This window comes from Salipiger aestuarii, from assembly GCF_003259905.1.
Classification (GTDB): domain Bacteria; phylum Pseudomonadota; class Alphaproteobacteria; order Rhodobacterales; family Rhodobacteraceae; genus Salipiger; species Salipiger aestuarii.
In genome coordinates this window covers 32,545-49,165 of record NZ_QLMG01000032.1, presented here as the reverse complement: position 1 = coordinate 49,165, position 16,621 = coordinate 32,545, and the positions used below count along the sequence as shown (strand labels likewise).

Below are 16,621 nucleotides of genomic sequence, written 5' to 3'. Positions count from 1 at the left end.
TTGCGCCACTTGGCGACGGTCTTGACGTTGATGCCCAACTCCCGGCTCAGCGCCGCGTTCGAAGCTTGCGCTTCTCATCGTTGTGCTGCGCAAACGACTGCCAGCCAATGGATCGCTGTATTGCTGCTCGGATCGCGTGCGTGCCCTCTCGGCAGATTTGCCTTGCAAATCGCCTGCCGGGTAACAGTGCGTGGCGCTGCCGTGAAGAATTTGTCCCATAGTGCGTCCTTCCCATGGTCACAGATAAGTAGACCATCACACGCTGGGACTAAACACCTAGCTGATTCGCCCGGTCATCGACCCCGAATGGCAATCGGCGAACCGGTCCCGCTTTTCGTCCGCTGGCGGCAGCGCCTCGCGACAGACTCCCTCGATCTCGCCAAGGGCGGTCAGGCCGTTCAGGCACATTTCGGTCATTTCGTGGTGGTCCGGACGCCAGGGTCCGGCATCGTCCCGCAGCGTTGCGGCTGAAATCCGGCGCAGCAGCCGCAACAGAACTGTCCGCATGTCGGGCGTGAACCCGGCGCCGACCCGCTGAATGCGCGATTCCAGTTCGACGAGCCGCCGGCCGCGCGCGCCATGACTGCGCCGCACGAGCCGTCGTTCAAACGCATTCGCAACCGACTTGCGAATGGCGTCAAGACCGAGTTCTTCTTTGACAAGGTAATCGTCGCAGCCACTGCGCATCGCTTCGATCACGACGTCATGGCGGCTGACGCTGCTGACCATGATGACCACCGCATCGCGCTGGTTGGGATGGGCGCGCAAAAGCTCCAGCGCCTCTTGCCCGCTTTCGATCCCGAGCCAGTAGTCGAGAAAGACGATGTCAAAGCGCCGCGCGTCCATCAGCGCCTTCATACGCTTCAGGCCCTCGGCATCGTGAAAGGCAAAGTCGAGCCCCGCCTTGCGGCACATCTTTGTCAGACGATAGCGATCTGCGTCATCGTCATCCACGATCAGGGCAAGCGGCAGATCGCCGCCCGTGTCCGGGTACTCCGTCAGCTGCATCGGTCTTTCGGTCTCCTCGTGTGCGGCCGCCTTGGCCAGAACCTACGCAGGCGCGTGTAAACACGGACTTAACGCAAGGTTAGCCGCGCCGACGACGCATCTGCCCATGGCGCGCCTCGGCGTCGGTCCCGGACAAGGCGCCTGGCAGATGGCGTATCGTCGATCCGGGCAGGAATGACGCAGCCGCCGATTGCATCGGACGCCCGGTCGTGAAATGTAGAAAAAAACAGCATATTGCGGACTGCCATGATCCTTTACCCAGCCATCGACCTCAAGGACGGCAAGGCCGTGCGCCTTCTTCGCGGCGACATGGACAAGGCCACCGTGTTCAATGACAACCCCGCCGCGCAGGCGCTGGAGTTCGTCGCCGCCGGCTGCGAGTGGCTGCACCTGGTGGATCTGAACGGCGCCTTTGCGGGCGAGCCGGTGAACGGTGACGCGGTCGAGGAAATCCTGAGACTGACCAACACGCCCGCCCAGCTTGGGGGGGGCATCCGCGACATGGCCACTATCGAACGCTGGCTGATGCGCGGGCTGGCGCGGGTGATCCTGGGCACCGTCGCCGTGGAAAACCCAAGCCTGGTGCGTGAGGCCGCCGCCGCCTTTCCCGACAAGATCGCCGTAGGGATCGACGCGCGCGACGGGCGCGTCGCGACCAAGGGCTGGGCCGAAGTCACCGATGTGGATGCGGTGGAGCTGGCCAAAAGCTTCGAGGATGCGGGCGTCGCCGCGATCATCTACACCGACATCAACCGCGACGGCGCCATGCAGGGGCCGAACGTGACCTATACCGCAGCCATGGCGCGGGCCGTGAGCATCCCGGTCATCGCGTCGGGCGGTGTGTCGTCGATCCAGGATCTTGAGGCGCTGCGCGATTGCGGCGCGGCGCTGAACGGCGCGATTTCGGGCCGGGCGCTGTATGACGGCGCCATTGACCTGAAAGAAGCCCTGGGCGCGCTGCGCCGCTGACCCGCGGGCGCCTCCGCGCGGCGAGGCTCTGCCCCGCCGCACCCGGCGTCATCCGATGTCAAAGCTCACGCCCTGCGCCAGCGGCAGCTCGCGGCTGTAGTTGATGGTGTTGGTCGCCCGGCGCATGTAGGCGCGCCATGCGTCCGAGCCGCTTTCACGCCCGCCGCCGGTTTCCTTTTCCCCGCCAAAGGCCCCGCCGATTTCGGCACCGGACGTGCCGATGTTGACATTGGCGATGCCGCAATCAGAGCCCCGGGCCGACAGAAAGGTTTCCATCTCGCGCAGGTCGGTGGTGAAGATCGACGACGACAGCCCCCCGCCCACGGCGTTGTGCGCATCGAGCACCGCGTCGAAATCGCTGTATTTCATGACATACAGGATCGGAGCAAAGGTTTCGCGCAGCACCGGGCCGGCCTGCTCGGGCATCTCGACAAGGGCGGGTTTGACGTAATAGGCCGCGTCGCCCTCGACCGGTTGACGTGCACCGCCGTGAACGGTCCCGCCCAACGCCTTTGCGTCGTCCAGCGCCGCGCCCATGCCGACGAATGCCGCCTTGTCGATCAGCGGACCGACCAGCGCGCCCGAGCTCAGCGGATTGCCGACCGACACGCTGCCATAGGCCGTGACAAGCGCCGGAACCAACCGGTCATAGACGGACTCGTGCACGAACAGGCGGCGCATGGTGGTGCATCGCTGCCCCGCCGTGCCCATGGCGCCGAAAGCGATCGCGCGCAGGGCCATGTCCATGTCGGCGCTCGGGCAGACGATGCCCGCGTTGTTGCCCCCCAGTTCCAGGATGCAGCGCCCGAAGCGCGCCGCCACCTTCGGCCCGACGATGCGGCCCATGCGGGTCGACCCGGTGGCCGACACCAGCGCCACGCTGGTGCTGTCGGTCAGCGCCTCGCCCAGATCGGGGCCGCCGATCAGAACCTGCGAAAGCCCCTCGGGCGCATCGCCAAAGCGCGCCACCGCCCGGTCGAACACCGCCTGCACCGCCAACGCCGTCAGCGGGGTTTTCTCGGACGGTTTCCACAGCACCGGATCGCCGCAGACCAGCGCCAGCGCCGCGTTCCAGCACCAGGGCGCGCAGGGGAAGTTGAAGGCAGAGATGATGCCCACCACCCCCAGCGGGTGCCAGGTTTCCATCATCCGGTGACCGGGGCGTTCGGTGGCGATGGTCAGCCCGTACAGCTGGCGCGACAGGCCCACGGCGAAATCGCAGATGTCGATCATCTCCTGCACCTCGCCCAGCCCTTCGGAGGGCGACTTGCCCGCCTCGATCGACACCATGCGGCCAAGGTCCTGCCTGGCGCGGCGCAGTTCCTCGCCGAACAGGCGCACCAATTCGCCCCGGCGCGGCGCCGGCACCAGGCGCCAGGTCTTGAAGGCGGCAACGGCGGTGTCGATCGCCGCTCCGGCGCCGGCGGCCGTGTGCGGGGCCAGCGTCGCGACGGTCTCGCCCGTCACCGGCGACCGGACGGCCATGCCCCCCGCCACATCAAGCGCGGCGCTCGCCCCGCAGTTTTGCAGCGTGCGGGCGGTCAGGGCGGACAGCGGTTCGGTCAGCATCTTGCGATCTCCTTGAAGCGGTGCGCCAAGCCTATCATCGCACCCGGCGCAAGCGCCAGACACGCCTGCGATCCGCCCGCGCTTGCCGAGCGCGGTACAGAAGATTACCTGATGGATGCAACGTAAGGGATAGGGCGCATGGTCAGGATTCTCATCGTCGACGATGACGCGGATGTCCGCGACCTGTTGCGCTTCGAACTGGAAGCACAGGGCTGGACGACGCGCGAGGCCGCCTGCGCGGCCGAAATCGGCCCGGCCCTGCATCACGACACCCCGGACCTGATCCTGCTGGATTTGCGGCTGCCCGATGGCGACGGGCTGGCCATCGCTCAGCGCCTGCGGGCAGGGTCGCAGATTCCGATCATCATGCTGACCGGCCTTGGCGGCGACATCGACCGCATTCTGGGGCTGGAAATGGGCGCTGACGATTACGTCGTCAAACCGTTCAACCCGCGCGAGCTGATCGCGCGGATCAAGGCGGTGCTGCGGCGTTCGGGCCCGGCGCGGCCCCCCGCGCTGATGCCAGTGCCCGACCCTGTGCCCGACCCTGCTCCGGACCCCGCGCCGGATCACGACAGGCGCGGTTTCGCCGGCTGGACCATCGACCTTGACGCGCGGGTGCTGGAACGCCCCGGCAACGCGCCCGTGGCGCTCACCAATGCGGAATTCCTGCTGCTTGAGACCTTCGTGCAGGCGCCCCGCCGGGTGCTGTCGCGCGACCAGTTGCTGGAACGGACCCGCACCGACGGAGGCGAGGTGTTCGACCGCACCATCGACGTGCTGATCCTGCGTCTGCGCCGCAAGATCGAGCCCAACCCCAAGGCGCCCACCCTGATCCGCACCGAACGCGGCGCCGGTTATGTGTTCGACGCGGATGTATCGCGGCTCTGAGGAGTCAGCGCCAGGCTGACCGCCGCCGCCAGGATATCTTCGCTGACGGGCTTGCGCAGCAGCGGGGACGGCCCCTCGACCAGCCCGCCCGAGGTATAAAGGACCGCGAGGCCGGGGCGCCGCGCGCGCGCGCGGGTGGCCAGTTCGCCGCCATCCATGTCTCCGGGCATCGAGACGTCGGTATACAACAGGTCGATTTCGGGGATGTCTTCCAGCAGGGCCAGCGCCGACGGCCCGTCGGGTGCCGTCACCACCGCATAGCCAAGAGAGCGCAACTGGCGCGCGCTCAGTTCGAGCAGGTCAGCGTCGTCGTCCACCGCCAGAATGCAGGCATCCCCCGGCGCTGTTCGCACCGGCGGCGCGGGCGCCGCATCGGGCACGCGGGCAACCGGCAGGCACAGCACGATGCGCGCGCCGGGGCCGTCTTCGATGCGCACGCTGCCGCCCGATTGCCGCGCAAAGCCGTAGACCATACTTAGCCCCAACCCGCTGCCCTTGCCCACCGGCTTTGTGGTGAAGAACGGCTCGAATACCTGTTCCAGCAGTTCGGGCGGAATGCCGGGGCCGGTATCCGACACCGTAATTTCCGCCATGTCGCCCGCCGGGCGGGTGGCGATGGTGATCTCGCCCTGCCCGTCCATCGCATCGCGCGCATTGACCGCAAGGTTCATCAGCGCCGCCTCAAGCTGGCCGGGATCCACCCGCAGCCTGGGCAGACCGGGGGCAAGATCCATGCGCAGGCGGACCCCGGCGCCAAGGCTGGTTTCCAGCAGCTCGCCCACACCCAGCGCCAGCGCGTTGGCATCGACGTTTTCCGGAGCCAGACGCTGACGGCGCGAGAACGTCAGCAGGCGGCTGACCAGCGTTGCGGCGCGTTCGGCGGCGCCCCGCGCGCGGCGCACCCTGCCCCGAAGCGGCTCTGGCACACCGTCATCGCGGGCCAGAATGTTCAGGTTGCCCAGGATCACCGCAAGGATGTTGTTGAAATCATGCGCGATGCCCCCCGTCAGAAGCCCGACGCTTTCCATCTTCTGCGCCTGTGCCAGCTGGCTTTCGGTGGCGCGCTGTTCGCTGACATCCATGTGGATCGTGGCAAAGCCCCCCTGGGGAATCGGGTTCGAGCGCAGTTCCAGCACCGCGCCGCCGGGAAACCGCAGTTCATGGCGGAACGACAGCGCCAGACGGCGGTGCGAAATCTGTTCCAGGTCGGTCTCCTCGCCGCCGGGCAGAAAGGCACGCACGCCCTGGGCTTGCAGATGGCGGTTGATCTCGTCAAGCGACGGGTGGCTTTGCAGAAAACCGTCGTCCATCCCATAAAGCGCCGCATAGCGCGGGTTGCAGGTGACCAGGCGACGGTCCTGATCGAACACCGAAAAGCCGTCCTTCATCGTCTCAAATGTGGTCAGCAACAGGCCGGAGCGCTCCGCCAGCTGCCGGTCGAGATGTTCCATCAGGACCGAATTGTCCTTGAACACGGTAAAGGCACGGGCAAGGTCGCCGATCTCGTCGCGGCGTTCGGCACCGGGCACCTCCGTATCGCGTTCTCCCCGCGCCAGCCGGGTCATTGCCCCCGTCACCCCCGCCAGGTTGCGGCCCAGCGGGCGGATCACCAGCGCATAGGACGCCAGCGCCGCCACCAGCACCACCGCAATGCCCACCATGGCGAATCGCGCGCTGCGGGTGACGATGGTCCGGCGCAGTCCTTGCGTGACATCCGCCATGCGCTGGCTCGCCTCGATCGCGCCCGCATCCACCGCCAGTTTCAGCGCCGCGGCGCGGTCGCCGACGCCCTCAAGCGCGGTTTGTGCCGCAAAAAGCGCGGCCAGTTCCCGCGCGCGCAGGTCGAACACCCCGCCCGGACCAAGCTGGGCATCAAAGGCATGGGTGGCAGCGCGCGCGCCCGCCCGCAGACCTTCGGGCAGACGCGGCACCAGCGCCGCAAGCTGCGCGGTGCTGCGCGCATAGCCGGCGCGGGTCTGCGCCAGCTCTGCCCCGGCATCCGCGCTGGCGCCCCGAAGGATCGCCGACGCCGCAAGGTTGGTCAGCCGTTCGGCGGCCAGCAAGGGCGCCTGGCTGCGCACCGCCGTGCGCCAGATCTCGTCCGCCGCGACGGCGGTGTTGGACGTGACCGTCTCGATCGCCAGGATCGACGGGCCGATCAGCTGGCGCAACCGGTCGATTTCGGCAAACACGGCGCGGCGGGCGGCGTTCTGATCGACGCCAAGGGCGCGGCGCCGGTCCAGCGCCCTGCGCAGATCGGCCAGCCCATCGGCCAGCGCCTGCGCTTGCGCCGGGATCGCCCGCGCGTCGGGCTGCACTTTGCGCAACAGCGCGGCCTGCGCGGCAAAAGCGGCAAGATCGGCGTCGATGTCCGCCTGCGCGTCGGCCATTGCGTCGCCGGTGCGGGCGGCCATCAGGCTGGCGCCCCGGCTTTGCAGGCGCTCGCCGATGCGCGCCAGCCGCAACGCCGAGGTCACGGCGGGCAAATCGTGTTCCGTGACATCTTCGGCGGCGGCGCCGATCCGGTCCAGCGCGCCCAGCGCCGCGATGCCGAGCACCCCCATGGCAAGGCTCGACACGGCGACGATCAGCAGCAGACGGCCCTGAATACCGCGCCAGCGGTTGCGTTTGGGCAAGCCGGTCATGGCGTTTCGGGCCGCAGCCGCATGGCCTCGCGGTAGTTGCGCGCCTGCGCCCCCCGCCCCAACCGGTCGGTGATCTGTTCCCACTCCACCGCGGCGGCGGCCAGCGCCTGCGCAGGTCCGGCGCGCCCCGCCAGAACATCGCCAAGATGCGCGTCGAGCGCCGCCATGTAGGCGGGATAGCCGGGGATGCGCAGATCTGGCGTGACGGCGGGCGACGACAGGCTTTCGCGCAGGACGCCGAGGTAGGATTCGGTCGCGTCCCCGATGATGTTCCGCCACCCGTCCGGATCGTTCAGTTGCGACATCCGGTAGGCGTTGAACCCCGACGCGCCCGAGCGCACATCGCTGTCCGCCCGCGCCGGATCGGCAATCCAGCGGATATAGTCCCAGGCGTGATCGGGCGCGCGCGCCTCGGCGGGGACGGCGGCAATCCAGCCGCCGAACGCCAGAAACGGCACCGGATAGGCGGCTTGCGCGCGCCAGACCTGCGCCTGCGCGTCCCAGACGGCCTCGCTGCCGGGCAGCACAAAGAACCCGGCGCGCCCCCCGACATGCGACAGCGCCGGGTCCGACGCGTAAAGCCCGATGTCGGACCAGTCGATCGCCATCGCCGCATCGCCCGCCGCAAAGCGCCGGCGCACGTCGTGGCTGGCCAACGCCGCGTCAGGCCCGGTGGCCACCGCGTCAAGATAGCCTTGCAGCGCCCGTTCCCATCCGGGGCTGTCGATGCTGGGGCGCATGGTCACCGGATCGAAGAACAGGCTGCCCCGGTCCGCCATCAGTGCGGCCGCGTGGCTGAACAGGTACCAAAGCCGCTGCCCGCCCTGCGCCGACGCCTCCAGCGTGCCGTAGCGTACCTCGGGGCGGGCCTGGAAAAACGTCGCGATGCGGGCGTATTGCGCCCAGTCTTGCGGCGGCTCCAGCGGTTCGCGATGTTGCGCGAGATACGCCGCACGCAGCACGGGATCTTCGAACAGGTCGCGCCGATAGGCGCCCATGTGCAGATCGCCGTCCAGCGTCACCGCCTTCCACGCGCCCTGCCAGCGCATGAGCACGTCGCGAAACGCCGGGTGGATGCCCCGCACCAGCGCGCTGTCAACCAGCGTCGGCGGTACCGGCGCCAGATAGGGCGCGAAATCCGGCAACCACGCGGCGGGAAAGATCAGCACATCCGCCGTCGGGCCGCCGGTGACAAAGCCCAGCATGACCTCGGCGTAAAGCGCGCTGAAGGGACGCTGCACCACATCCACCGGCACCCCCGTGGCGGTGGTGAAACCGGTGGCGTGCCGCAAGGCCGGCCCGGCGATGGGCCCGCCGTCGCGGGTCACCACGGTCAGCCGGTCCTGCGCCACCGACGCGCGCGGCGCGACCGCCCCCAGCAGCAGCAATATGACAAATGTTACAATCCGGGCCACGATCCGCGACATACTCCGTTCATCTGCAAGGCGCTTCCTTCTTGTCCGTCACCATGACACGGGAATGAGGAGGAGAGAACGTGCTTACCCTGACAAACGATCTCGTCGCGATCGGCCAGACCGCCACCGACAAGGCGGATGCCATCGCCCAGGCCGTCGATCTTCTGACCGCCGCCGGCAAGATCGACCCGCGCTACGGCGCGTCGATGATGGGGCGCGAGCAGGTGGCCAATACCTTCCTCGGCAATGGCATCGCCATTCCACACGGCCTGCCCAAGGACCGCGATCTGATCCATGACACCGCCATCGCCGTGGTGCAGATTCCCGCCGGTGTCGACTGGGGGTCGGGCGACCGCGCCCGGCTGGTCGTCGCCATCGCCGCGCGGTCCGATGAACATCTTGCGGTGCTGACCAACCTGACCGACGTGCTGGGCGATGACGCTGTCGCCGACAAGCTGGCCACCACCACCGACGTGGCCGAAATCGTCGCCCGCCTGACCGGGCAGGCCCCGGCCAACGACACAGCCACCGCCCCGGCCACGGATCTTGGCGACAGCTTCACCGTGACCATCGCGGGCCCGCACGGGCTGCACGCCCGCCCCGCCACCGCGCTGGTCACCCTGGCCAAGGGGTATGACGCCGACATCCGCCTGCGCCACGGCGACAAGGTTGGCAACGCCAAGAGCTTGATTTCGCTGCTGCGCCTCGGGGCCGACCAGGGCGCCGAGGTCACCGTCTCCGCCGAGGGACCCCAGGCCCCGGAGGCGCTTGACGCCCTGCGCGCCGCCTTTGCGCAGGGGCTCGAAGACGAACGGGACAGCGTCGACGATGCGCCGGCGGGTCCGGCCCCGGTCGCCGCGGCGCTGGATTGGGAGGGCAAGACGCTGCCGGGGATCTCTTCTTCGCCGGGCTATGCGCTTGCCCCCGTGTTCCAGTTTCTGCGCGAAGACGTGAGCTTTGCGACCGATGCCGACGACCCGTCGACCGAACAGGCCCGGCTGGACGCCGCGCTGCAAACCGCCTGGCGCCAGCTTGAAGCCCTCTACGAAGACGTCTGGAAGAAATCGGGGCCGGCCAAGGCGCAGATCTTTCGCGCCCACCAGGAATTCCTTGGCGACCCGGAAATGATCGAGGCCGCCGCGGCGCTGATCGCCCAGGGGCGCAGCGCGGGCTTTGCCTGGAACACCGCCGTGAGCGAACGCGCCGACATGCTGTCGGGCATGCCGGACGCAACGCTGGCCGCCCGCGCCGCCGATTTGCGCGACGTCGGCTTGCGGGTGCTCAAGCAGCTGGGCGAGGTCACCGGCGGTGCCCGCCTGCCCGATCAACCCTGCATTCTGGTCGCCGACGACCTGACTCCGTCCGATACCGCGCAACTGGACAAGGCGCTGGTCAAGGGGCTGTGTACCGCGTCCGGTGGCCCGACCTCGCACACCTCGATCATTGCCCGCGCGCTGGACATTCCCGCCGTGGTGGGGGCAGGGCCTGCGGTGCTGGACCTTGCCAACGGCACAGCCGCCCTGCTGGACGGAACGGGCGGCGGGCTGGTGCTGGACCCGACCGCCGCCGACACGCGCCATGCCGAGGCGGCGATGAACGATCTGGTCGCACAGCGCGAAACCGAAGCGCGCGACCGTTTCAAGCCCGCGATCACCACCGACGGCGCCCGCGTCGAGGTGGTGGCGAATATCTCGGATGTTGCCGAAGCGACGGCTGCCATCGACGCGGGTGGCGAAGGCGTCGGCCTGCTGCGCACCGAATTCCTGTTCGTCAACCGCGACCACGCCCCGACCGAAGACGAACAGGTGGCGATCTATTCCGCCATGCTGGACGCGATGAACGGTCTGCCCATCATCATCCGCACCCTGGACGTGGGCGGGGACAAGGAAATCCCGTATCTCCGGATGCCGGTCGAGGAGAACCCGTTTCTGGGGACTCGCGGCATCCGGTTCTGCCTGACGCACGAGGCGATCTTTCGCACGCAGCTGCGCGCCATCTTCCGCGCGTCGGCGCGCGGGCCGGTGCGCATCATGTTCCCGATGGTCGCCATGACCGATGAACTGGACGACGCCCTGCGCATCGCCGAAGAAGTCCGCGCCGAGGTCGGCGCCGAACACGCCGAGATGGGCATCATGATCGAGGTGCCCTCGGCGGTCATGATGGCCCCCGAACTGGCGCGGCGGGTGGATTTCTTTTCCATCGGCACCAACGATCTGACCCAATACGCGCTGGCGATGGACCGAATGCATCCCACGCTGGCGCGCAAGGCCGACGGGCTGCACCCCGCGGTGCTGCGGTTGATCGACCAGACCGTCAAGGCGGCCGCGCGGGCCGGCATCTGGGTCGGCGCCTGTGGCGGCGTCGCGGGCGACCCGCTGGGCGCGCGCATCCTGGCGGGGTTGGGGCTGGTCGAACTGTCGGTGTCGATCCCGTCGATCCCGTCGGTCAAGGCCGAACTGCGCGCAACCTCGATGGAGGACAACCGCGCGCTGGCGGGCCGCGCGCTAGGGTGCGCCGATGCCGCCGCCGTGCGGGCGCTGGCGTGATGGCCATGACCCACCCCAGCATCGCCGCCGTGTCGCTTAACGCGGCGGTGGACCAGACCGCCTTCGTGCCCGGCTTTGCGCTGGACAGGGTGAACCGGGCCGATGCCACCCGCGTCGACGCGGGCGGCAAAGGGGTGAATGTCGCGTCCTTTCTGGCGGGTTTCGGGCACCGCGTCGCGCTGGCGGGCCTTCTGGGGCGGGACAATGCGGCGCTGTTCGACCGGCATTTCCGCACGGCGGGTGTGGATGACAGGTGCATCCGCATCGACGGCGCCACCCGCACCAATATCAAGATCGTCGACCGGACGGGTGACACAGTCACCGACCTCAACTTTCCCGGCGCCCCGGCGACGGCGGATGATCTGAACGCCGTGGCGGCCACGGTGGCCGACCTTGCCGAGGCAGGACTGGACTGGGTCGCCTGCTGCGGGTCGCTGCCCGACGGGCTTGGACCGGACACCTACGCCCGGCTGATCGCGCTTGCCCGGGACCGTGGCGCCAAGGTGGCGCTGGACACCTCGGGCCCCGCGCTGGACCAGGCGTTGCAGGCGCGCCCCGACATCATCAAGCCCAACATCGACGAGCTGGGCGCCCTGCTGGGCCGCACGCTGGTCGACACCGACGATGTGATCCGCGCGGCCCGCTCGATCGTTTCGGATGGCGTGCGGCTGGTCGCCGTGTCGATGGGCGCGGACGGTGCGATTCTGGTGACCGCGCGCGAGTCGGTGCTGGCCGTGCCGCCCTCCACGCCCGTCGTCAGCACCGTGGGCTGCGGCGATGCCATGGTGGCAGGGCTGATCCACGCCGATACGCTTGGGCTGGGCCTTGCCGACAGCGCCCGCCTTGCCACCGGATTTTCGCTGGGCGCGCTTGGGCAGATCGGCCCGCGACTGCCCGCCCCCGACCAGATCGAAAGCTACGCCCGCGCGGTCACCGTGACCGCGCTTGAAACGACGACAGAAGGGAGGATTCACAGATGACACGCATTGTTGCCGTCACGGCCTGCGCCACCGGCATAGCGCACACGCACATGGCCGCCGAGGCGCTGGCTGAAACCGCGCGCCGCATGGGCCATGACATCCGCATCGAACGCCGCGGCTCCGGCGGGGTCGAAAACGCCTTGACCGCAGCCGAGATCGCGGATGCCGACATCGTGCTGCTGGCCACCGACATCGGCATCGACGAGGCGGCGTTCGCAGGCAAACCCGTTCACCGGGCCACGACGTCGGATGCGGTACGTCACACCGGGGCGGTGCTGCGCGCCGCGTTGAGCCAGGTCGAAACCCGACCCGACGCGGCGCCGCAAACGGCCCCCGAGACCGCCCCTCCATCAGCCCCCCCTGCCGCCTCCAGGGCGGCAACCAGGGTGGTTGCGATCACCTCGTGCCCGACCGGCATCGCCCACACGTTCATGGCAGCGGATGCGCTGAAAAAGGCAAGCGCCGCGCGCGGCTGGGACATTGCGGTGGAAACCCAGGGGTCTGTCGGTTCTCAGAACACGCTCGATGATGACCAGATCGCCGCCGCCGATCTGGTGGTCATCGCCGCCGACACCCATGTCGACGACAGCCGCTTTACCGGCAAGAAGGTCTACAAGACCTCGGTCGGCGCCGCCGTGAAAGGCGCGGCCAAGGTGCTGGACGAGGCCGCCGCCAACGGCGCCGTGCTGGGCGGTACGCCCGGATCGGCCGGGCTGGCAAGCCAGGTGGCCGAGGCCAAGGCAAAACGGTCCGCCGGGCGGTCGGGCCCCTACATGCACCTGCTGACCGGTGTGTCGTACATGCTGCCGCTGGTCGTCGCGGGCGGCCTGCTGATCGCGCTGAGCTTTGTGTTCGGCATCACCGCGTTCGAACAGGAAGGCACGCTGGCCGCCGCGCTGATGGCCATCGGCGGCGGCGGCGCGTTCGCGCTGATGGTGCCGGTGCTGGCGGGGTTCATCGCCTATTCCATCGCGGATCGTCCGGGCCTGACCCCCGGCCTGATCGGCGGGATGCTGGCGGTGAACCTGCAGGCCGGGTTCCTTGGCGGTATTGTCGCGGGGTTCCTGGCCGGGTATGTCGCGCTTTGGCTGCGCGACAACATCAAGCTGCCGCAAACGCTGGAAGGGCTGAAGCCCGTGCTGATCCTGCCGCTGCTGTCCACACTGATTACCGGGCTGGTGATGGTCTATATCGTGGGCGAACCCGTTGCCGCGATTCTGGCCGCGATGACCGCGTTCCTTCAAAGCCTTGGTACCGCCAACGCGGTGCTTCTGGGCCTTGTGCTGGGCGGAATGATGGCCGTTGACATGGGCGGGCCGATCAACAAGGCGGCCTATACGTTCTCGGTCGGGCTGCTGACATCGGACACCTACGCGCCGATGGCCGCCACCATGGCCGCGGGCATGACTCCGCCGCTGGGGCTTGCCCTTGCCGCCTGGATCGCCAAGAACCGCTTTACCCGCGAAGAACGCGAAGCGTCGGGCGCCGCCGCCGTGCTGGGCCTGAGCTTCATCACCGAGGGTGCGATTCCCTTTGCCGCCAAGGACCCGGCGCGCGTGATCCCGTCGATCGTCGTCGGTTCGGCCGTCACCGGAGCGCTGAGCATGTATCTGGGGTGCAAGCTGGTGGCACCGCACGGGGGCATCTTTGTGCTGGCCATCCCGAATGCGGTCACAAACATCGCGGGGTACGCCATGGCCATCGCCATCGGTACGGTCATCACCACCGGGCTGCTGATGGTGCTGAAAAAGCCGCTGCCCGACGCCGAAACCGGCCTGAACGAGGGCAAGGGCGCCGTGCCTGCGGAGTGATCCGCCCACGCCTTGTTCAATCAGGTATCGGCAAGCCAGGCATCAGCCAAACGGATCGCGCCGCCCTTCGGGGGGGCGCGATTTGCCTTTCGCCGCTCACAGATCCAGATCGACCGTCACCGGGAAATGATCCGACGCAAGCAGCAGCGCCTCACGCAGGTCGGGGCAGTGCCAGCAACCGGGGTCATCGAACGGGTGCCAGATCCGCCAGGACGCCCCGCCTGCAACTCCCGCCGAGACCATGGCGTAATCCAGCATGAACTGCATGTAGCGCCCTACGTCCTTCAGAAAGAACCGCGCCGTGGACGGCTGCGGCGCAAGCCCCGGCAGCAACGCCCGCGCCGCATGCGGATCGCTGAGCGCGCGCGCGCCCTCCCCCAGGACGATCTCGACCGAGCTGCGCCCGAACAGGTTTTCGTATTCGTCAAGCCCCGGCCCGTCGTTCAGGTCGCCGAGCACCACGACGTCTTCGCCAGCCTCCAGCAGCGCATCCACCCGACGGCGCAGCCAGATTGCCTGCGCCAGTTGCTTGCGGCGGTTGGCGATCGCCATGCGCATGATCTGATCGTGCCCGCGTGCGCCATGCGGCGCCTTGGACTTCAGATGCGCGCCGATCAGCCGGACGGTGCGCCCCGTCGTGGTGTCGATCCGGACCTCCAGCGGCGGCTTGGAGAACGTGACCCGGTCTTCGGTCGCGTCGATGTCAAGGTCGATGCGGAACACCCCGTCGAAACGCGGAGCGACGGCGCTTTGCAAGGGGGCGTGACGCGCCGACAGCCTGGCCGGGTCGTACATCAGCGCGATTTCCTGCTGGGTTTCGTTGGCAAAGCCGGTCAATACCTCGGTCGTGCGCAGATCGAACGCCGCCGCGAAAGCGCGCAGCGCGCGGCTGGTGTCACGCCGGGAATTGGTGTCGGGGGCCTCGATCACCATCACGGCATCGGCGTCGATGGCGGTAAAGACCTTGCCCAGCGCCTCGGCCTGCTGCGCGCGTGTCACCTTGTAACGCGCCGACCATGCGTCGTCGGCCAGCACCCGCCCCGCGTTGTCGAACAGGGCGTCGAACCATTCGACGTTGTAGGTTGCCAGACGCATCAGGCGGCGTGCCGGGCCGAGATTTCTTCCCATGCGTGGTTGATCGCGATCAGGCGCTTTTCGGACATCTTCACCGCCTCTTCCGGCACGCCGCGCGCCTGCATCACATCCGGGTGGCAATCGCGCACCAACTGGCGCCAGTGCTTGCGCACCTCGGGCAGCGGCGCGTCGGGCGACACGCCCAGCACCGCATAGGGGTCGGGCACCGCATCGGGCACGAAGCGCATGCGCAGGGTGCGAAAATCCGACTGCGGGATGTCAAAGATCGCCGCCACCCGTTCCAGGAACGCATCCTCGGTCGGGTGGTACTGCCCGTCGGCGATCGCGATGTAGAACAACCCCTCCAGCAGATCCAGAAGCGGGCCGTCGCGATCACCGAACATGCGGCGGATGCGGATGGCGTAGTCCTCATAGCCCGCGACGTCCTGCCGGGCGAGGTTGAACACCCGCGCCGCCGCCGCCTCGTCCTCGGGGGCAATGCTGAACACCTCGCGAAAGGCGCTGACCTCGTTGCGGGTGACGCGGCCGTCGGCCTTGGCCATCTTGGCCGACAGCGCGATCACCGCAATGGTAAAGGCGACGCTGCGCTCGGGCGGATTGCGCAGACGGTCAAAGACCGCGCCAAGGCTTTCGCCACTGGCAAGCGCGGACAGGGCTTCGGAGATGCGGGTCCAGATCGACATGCCCGGATTCTACCCGTTAAGGCAGGCGCTGTCAGGCGCAACCGGGGCCGATCACAGAAATTTCTGCATCAGCACCGGATCCATCCGGCGCCCGAACCTGTGACTGGCGCGCGGCGACCGCGTCACCTGCGCGAAACCAATGGCGGCGGCGATGCCCATTCGGTCCCGGTCTCGGAGCCGAAAGTGATCGCCGTATCCCCGATCCGCGGATTCCGGAACGCGGCAAGCGGCGCGGCATCGGTGGCCTGCGCGGGGCGCACGATCATTGCAGGGTGCGCCTTTGGCCACCCGCCCCGATCATTTCGGCCCGCAGACCGGGCGCGGGCGCGGTGCGAAACACCACGCGCGGCGCCTCCAGATGCGGTGCCAGAAGCGACTCCAGCGTGGCTGCGTCCGGGTGGATGATGTCCAGCCGGTCAAGCCGGGTGCCCGAGGCCGACAGGATCGCCCCCGCCGGCACCGGGCTAAGCCACTGGATCAGCGCGGGGAACAGCCCGTCAAAGGGCAGCACGCCGTCCTCGGGCACCGCCATCACCCAGCGCAGCCGCCCGCGCGACAGTTCGACCGGGCGACCCGCCATCGGCAGCGCCCTGATCGCCGCATCCATGTCGGGCACGCAGCACACCCAGTTCGCCAGCCGCGCCGGGCCCACGAAACGGTCCATCCCGAACCAGCGCGCCTCGGTCGGAGGTGTGGCGCCGGGGTCGATTGCCAGCGCCTCAAGATATAAGTCCCCAAGCCCGACCAGATGGTTGTGCGTTCCGTATCGTTCATGCGTACCGCCGGGCACGAGGGGCAGGCCCACCGCGGCCTCGGCATGGGCAACCGCTTCTTCCAGCGTTTCGCCCAATACGACGATGTGATCGAGTTTCAGAGTCATGCGTCTCGTCGGTGTCGCCTGTGTGTGTGTCATTCCGGTCGCCTCACGATAGGGCGCGCGCGACCTTGCGCAAGCGCCAAAGCGACGCGCGGGCCAAGCTGTGGCATGGCCCGCGCAATTCCCTCCGCC

At 68.4% G+C, this 16,621-nt stretch carries 14 protein-coding genes; 5 read left to right on the top strand and 9 right to left on the bottom strand.

Features of this window, described 5'->3' with window-relative positions; genetic code table 11:
- Both ATI53_RS23635 and ATI53_RS15675 read right to left on the bottom strand, forming a co-directional pair.
- Positions 1-219: hypothetical protein (locus ATI53_RS23635; RefSeq protein ID WP_211315399.1), on the bottom strand; the 219-nt coding region annotated here is incomplete at its 3' end.
- 57 nt (positions 220-276) lie between these two features.
- Complete coding sequence (locus ATI53_RS15675) at positions 277-1,008, bottom strand: response regulator (protein WP_111550797.1); 732 nt, start codon at positions 1,006-1,008, stop codon at positions 277-279.
- Between the two features lie 246 nt (positions 1,009-1,254).
- On the opposite strand from ATI53_RS15675, the gene hisA reads away from it, so the two are divergent.
- Positions 1,255-1,977 (top strand): 1-(5-phosphoribosyl)-5-[(5-phosphoribosylamino)methylideneamino]imidazole-4-carboxamide isomerase, encoded by a 723-nt coding sequence (gene hisA, locus ATI53_RS15670; RefSeq protein ID WP_009507238.1) that lies wholly within the window; start codon positions 1,255-1,257, stop codon positions 1,975-1,977.
- Between the two features lie 48 nt (positions 1,978-2,025).
- On the opposite strand, the gene amaB is transcribed toward hisA, so the two are convergent.
- The gene (gene amaB, locus ATI53_RS15665; RefSeq protein ID WP_111550796.1) at positions 2,026-3,546 is read right to left on the bottom strand and encodes an L-piperidine-6-carboxylate dehydrogenase; all 1,521 of its coding nucleotides are present in this window, start codon (positions 3,544-3,546) and stop codon (positions 2,026-2,028) included.
- Positions 3,547-3,684: 138 nt separating this feature from the next.
- Between amaB and ATI53_RS15660 the strand changes: the two genes are divergently transcribed.
- Positions 3,685-4,437, top strand: a complete 753-nt coding sequence (locus ATI53_RS15660) for a response regulator (RefSeq protein ID WP_009507240.1) — start codon at positions 3,685-3,687, stop codon at positions 4,435-4,437.
- On the opposite strand, the gene ATI53_RS15655 is transcribed toward ATI53_RS15660, so the two are convergent.
- A complete protein-coding gene (locus ATI53_RS15655) occupies positions 4,404-7,082 on the bottom strand; it encodes an ATP-binding protein (protein ID WP_111550795.1) in 2,679 nt (892 codons plus the stop codon). The genes ATI53_RS15660 and ATI53_RS15655 overlap by 34 nt on opposite strands.
- The gene (locus ATI53_RS15650) at positions 7,079-8,509 is read right to left on the bottom strand and encodes an ABC transporter substrate-binding protein (protein WP_111550794.1); all 1,431 of its coding nucleotides are present in this window, start codon (positions 8,507-8,509) and stop codon (positions 7,079-7,081) included. Before ATI53_RS15650 ends, ATI53_RS15655 begins: the two co-directional genes overlap by 4 nt.
- Before the next feature lie 68 nt (positions 8,510-8,577).
- Between ATI53_RS15650 and ptsP the strand changes: the two genes are divergently transcribed.
- Genes ptsP through ATI53_RS15635 form a run of 3 tightly spaced genes read left to right on the top strand, consistent with a single transcriptional unit; the run spans position 8,578 to position 13,834 of the window.
- The gene (gene ptsP / locus ATI53_RS15645; RefSeq protein ID WP_111550793.1) at positions 8,578-11,043 is read left to right on the top strand and encodes a phosphoenolpyruvate--protein phosphotransferase; all 2,466 of its coding nucleotides are present in this window, start codon (positions 8,578-8,580) and stop codon (positions 11,041-11,043) included.
- Positions 11,044-11,048: 5 nt separating this feature from the next.
- Positions 11,049-12,023, top strand: a complete 975-nt coding sequence (gene pfkB / locus ATI53_RS15640) for a 1-phosphofructokinase (protein WP_034453698.1) — start codon at positions 11,049-11,051, stop codon at positions 12,021-12,023.
- Positions 12,020-13,834, top strand: a complete 1,815-nt coding sequence (locus ATI53_RS15635) for a PTS fructose-like transporter subunit IIB (protein ID WP_009507248.1) — start codon at positions 12,020-12,022, stop codon at positions 13,832-13,834. The genes pfkB and ATI53_RS15635 overlap by 4 nt, the downstream gene beginning before the upstream one ends.
- 96 nt (positions 13,835-13,930) lie before the next feature.
- Here ATI53_RS15635 and ATI53_RS15630 read toward each other — a convergent pair whose 3' ends face one another.
- From ATI53_RS15630 to ATI53_RS15620, 4 genes are all read right to left on the bottom strand, one after another.
- The gene (locus ATI53_RS15630; protein ID WP_111550792.1) at positions 13,931-14,929 is read right to left on the bottom strand and encodes an endonuclease/exonuclease/phosphatase family protein; all 999 of its coding nucleotides are present in this window, start codon (positions 14,927-14,929) and stop codon (positions 13,931-13,933) included.
- Positions 14,929-15,612 (bottom strand): TerB family tellurite resistance protein, encoded by a 684-nt coding sequence (locus ATI53_RS15625; protein WP_009507251.1) that lies wholly within the window; start codon positions 15,610-15,612, stop codon positions 14,929-14,931. The genes ATI53_RS15630 and ATI53_RS15625 overlap by 1 nt, the downstream gene beginning before the upstream one ends.
- Positions 15,613-15,734: 122 nt before the next feature.
- The gene (locus tag ATI53_RS23370) at positions 15,735-15,878 is read right to left on the bottom strand and encodes a GNAT family N-acetyltransferase (protein ID WP_009507252.1); all 144 of its coding nucleotides are present in this window, start codon (positions 15,876-15,878) and stop codon (positions 15,735-15,737) included.
- Positions 15,875-16,492 carry a VOC family protein gene (locus ATI53_RS15620; protein ID WP_009507253.1) on the bottom strand — a complete coding sequence of 206 codons (618 nt, stop codon included), beginning with the start codon at positions 16,490-16,492 and terminating at the stop codon, positions 15,875-15,877. The genes ATI53_RS23370 and ATI53_RS15620 overlap by 4 nt, the downstream gene beginning before the upstream one ends.
- Positions 16,493-16,621 lie beyond the last annotated feature (129 nt).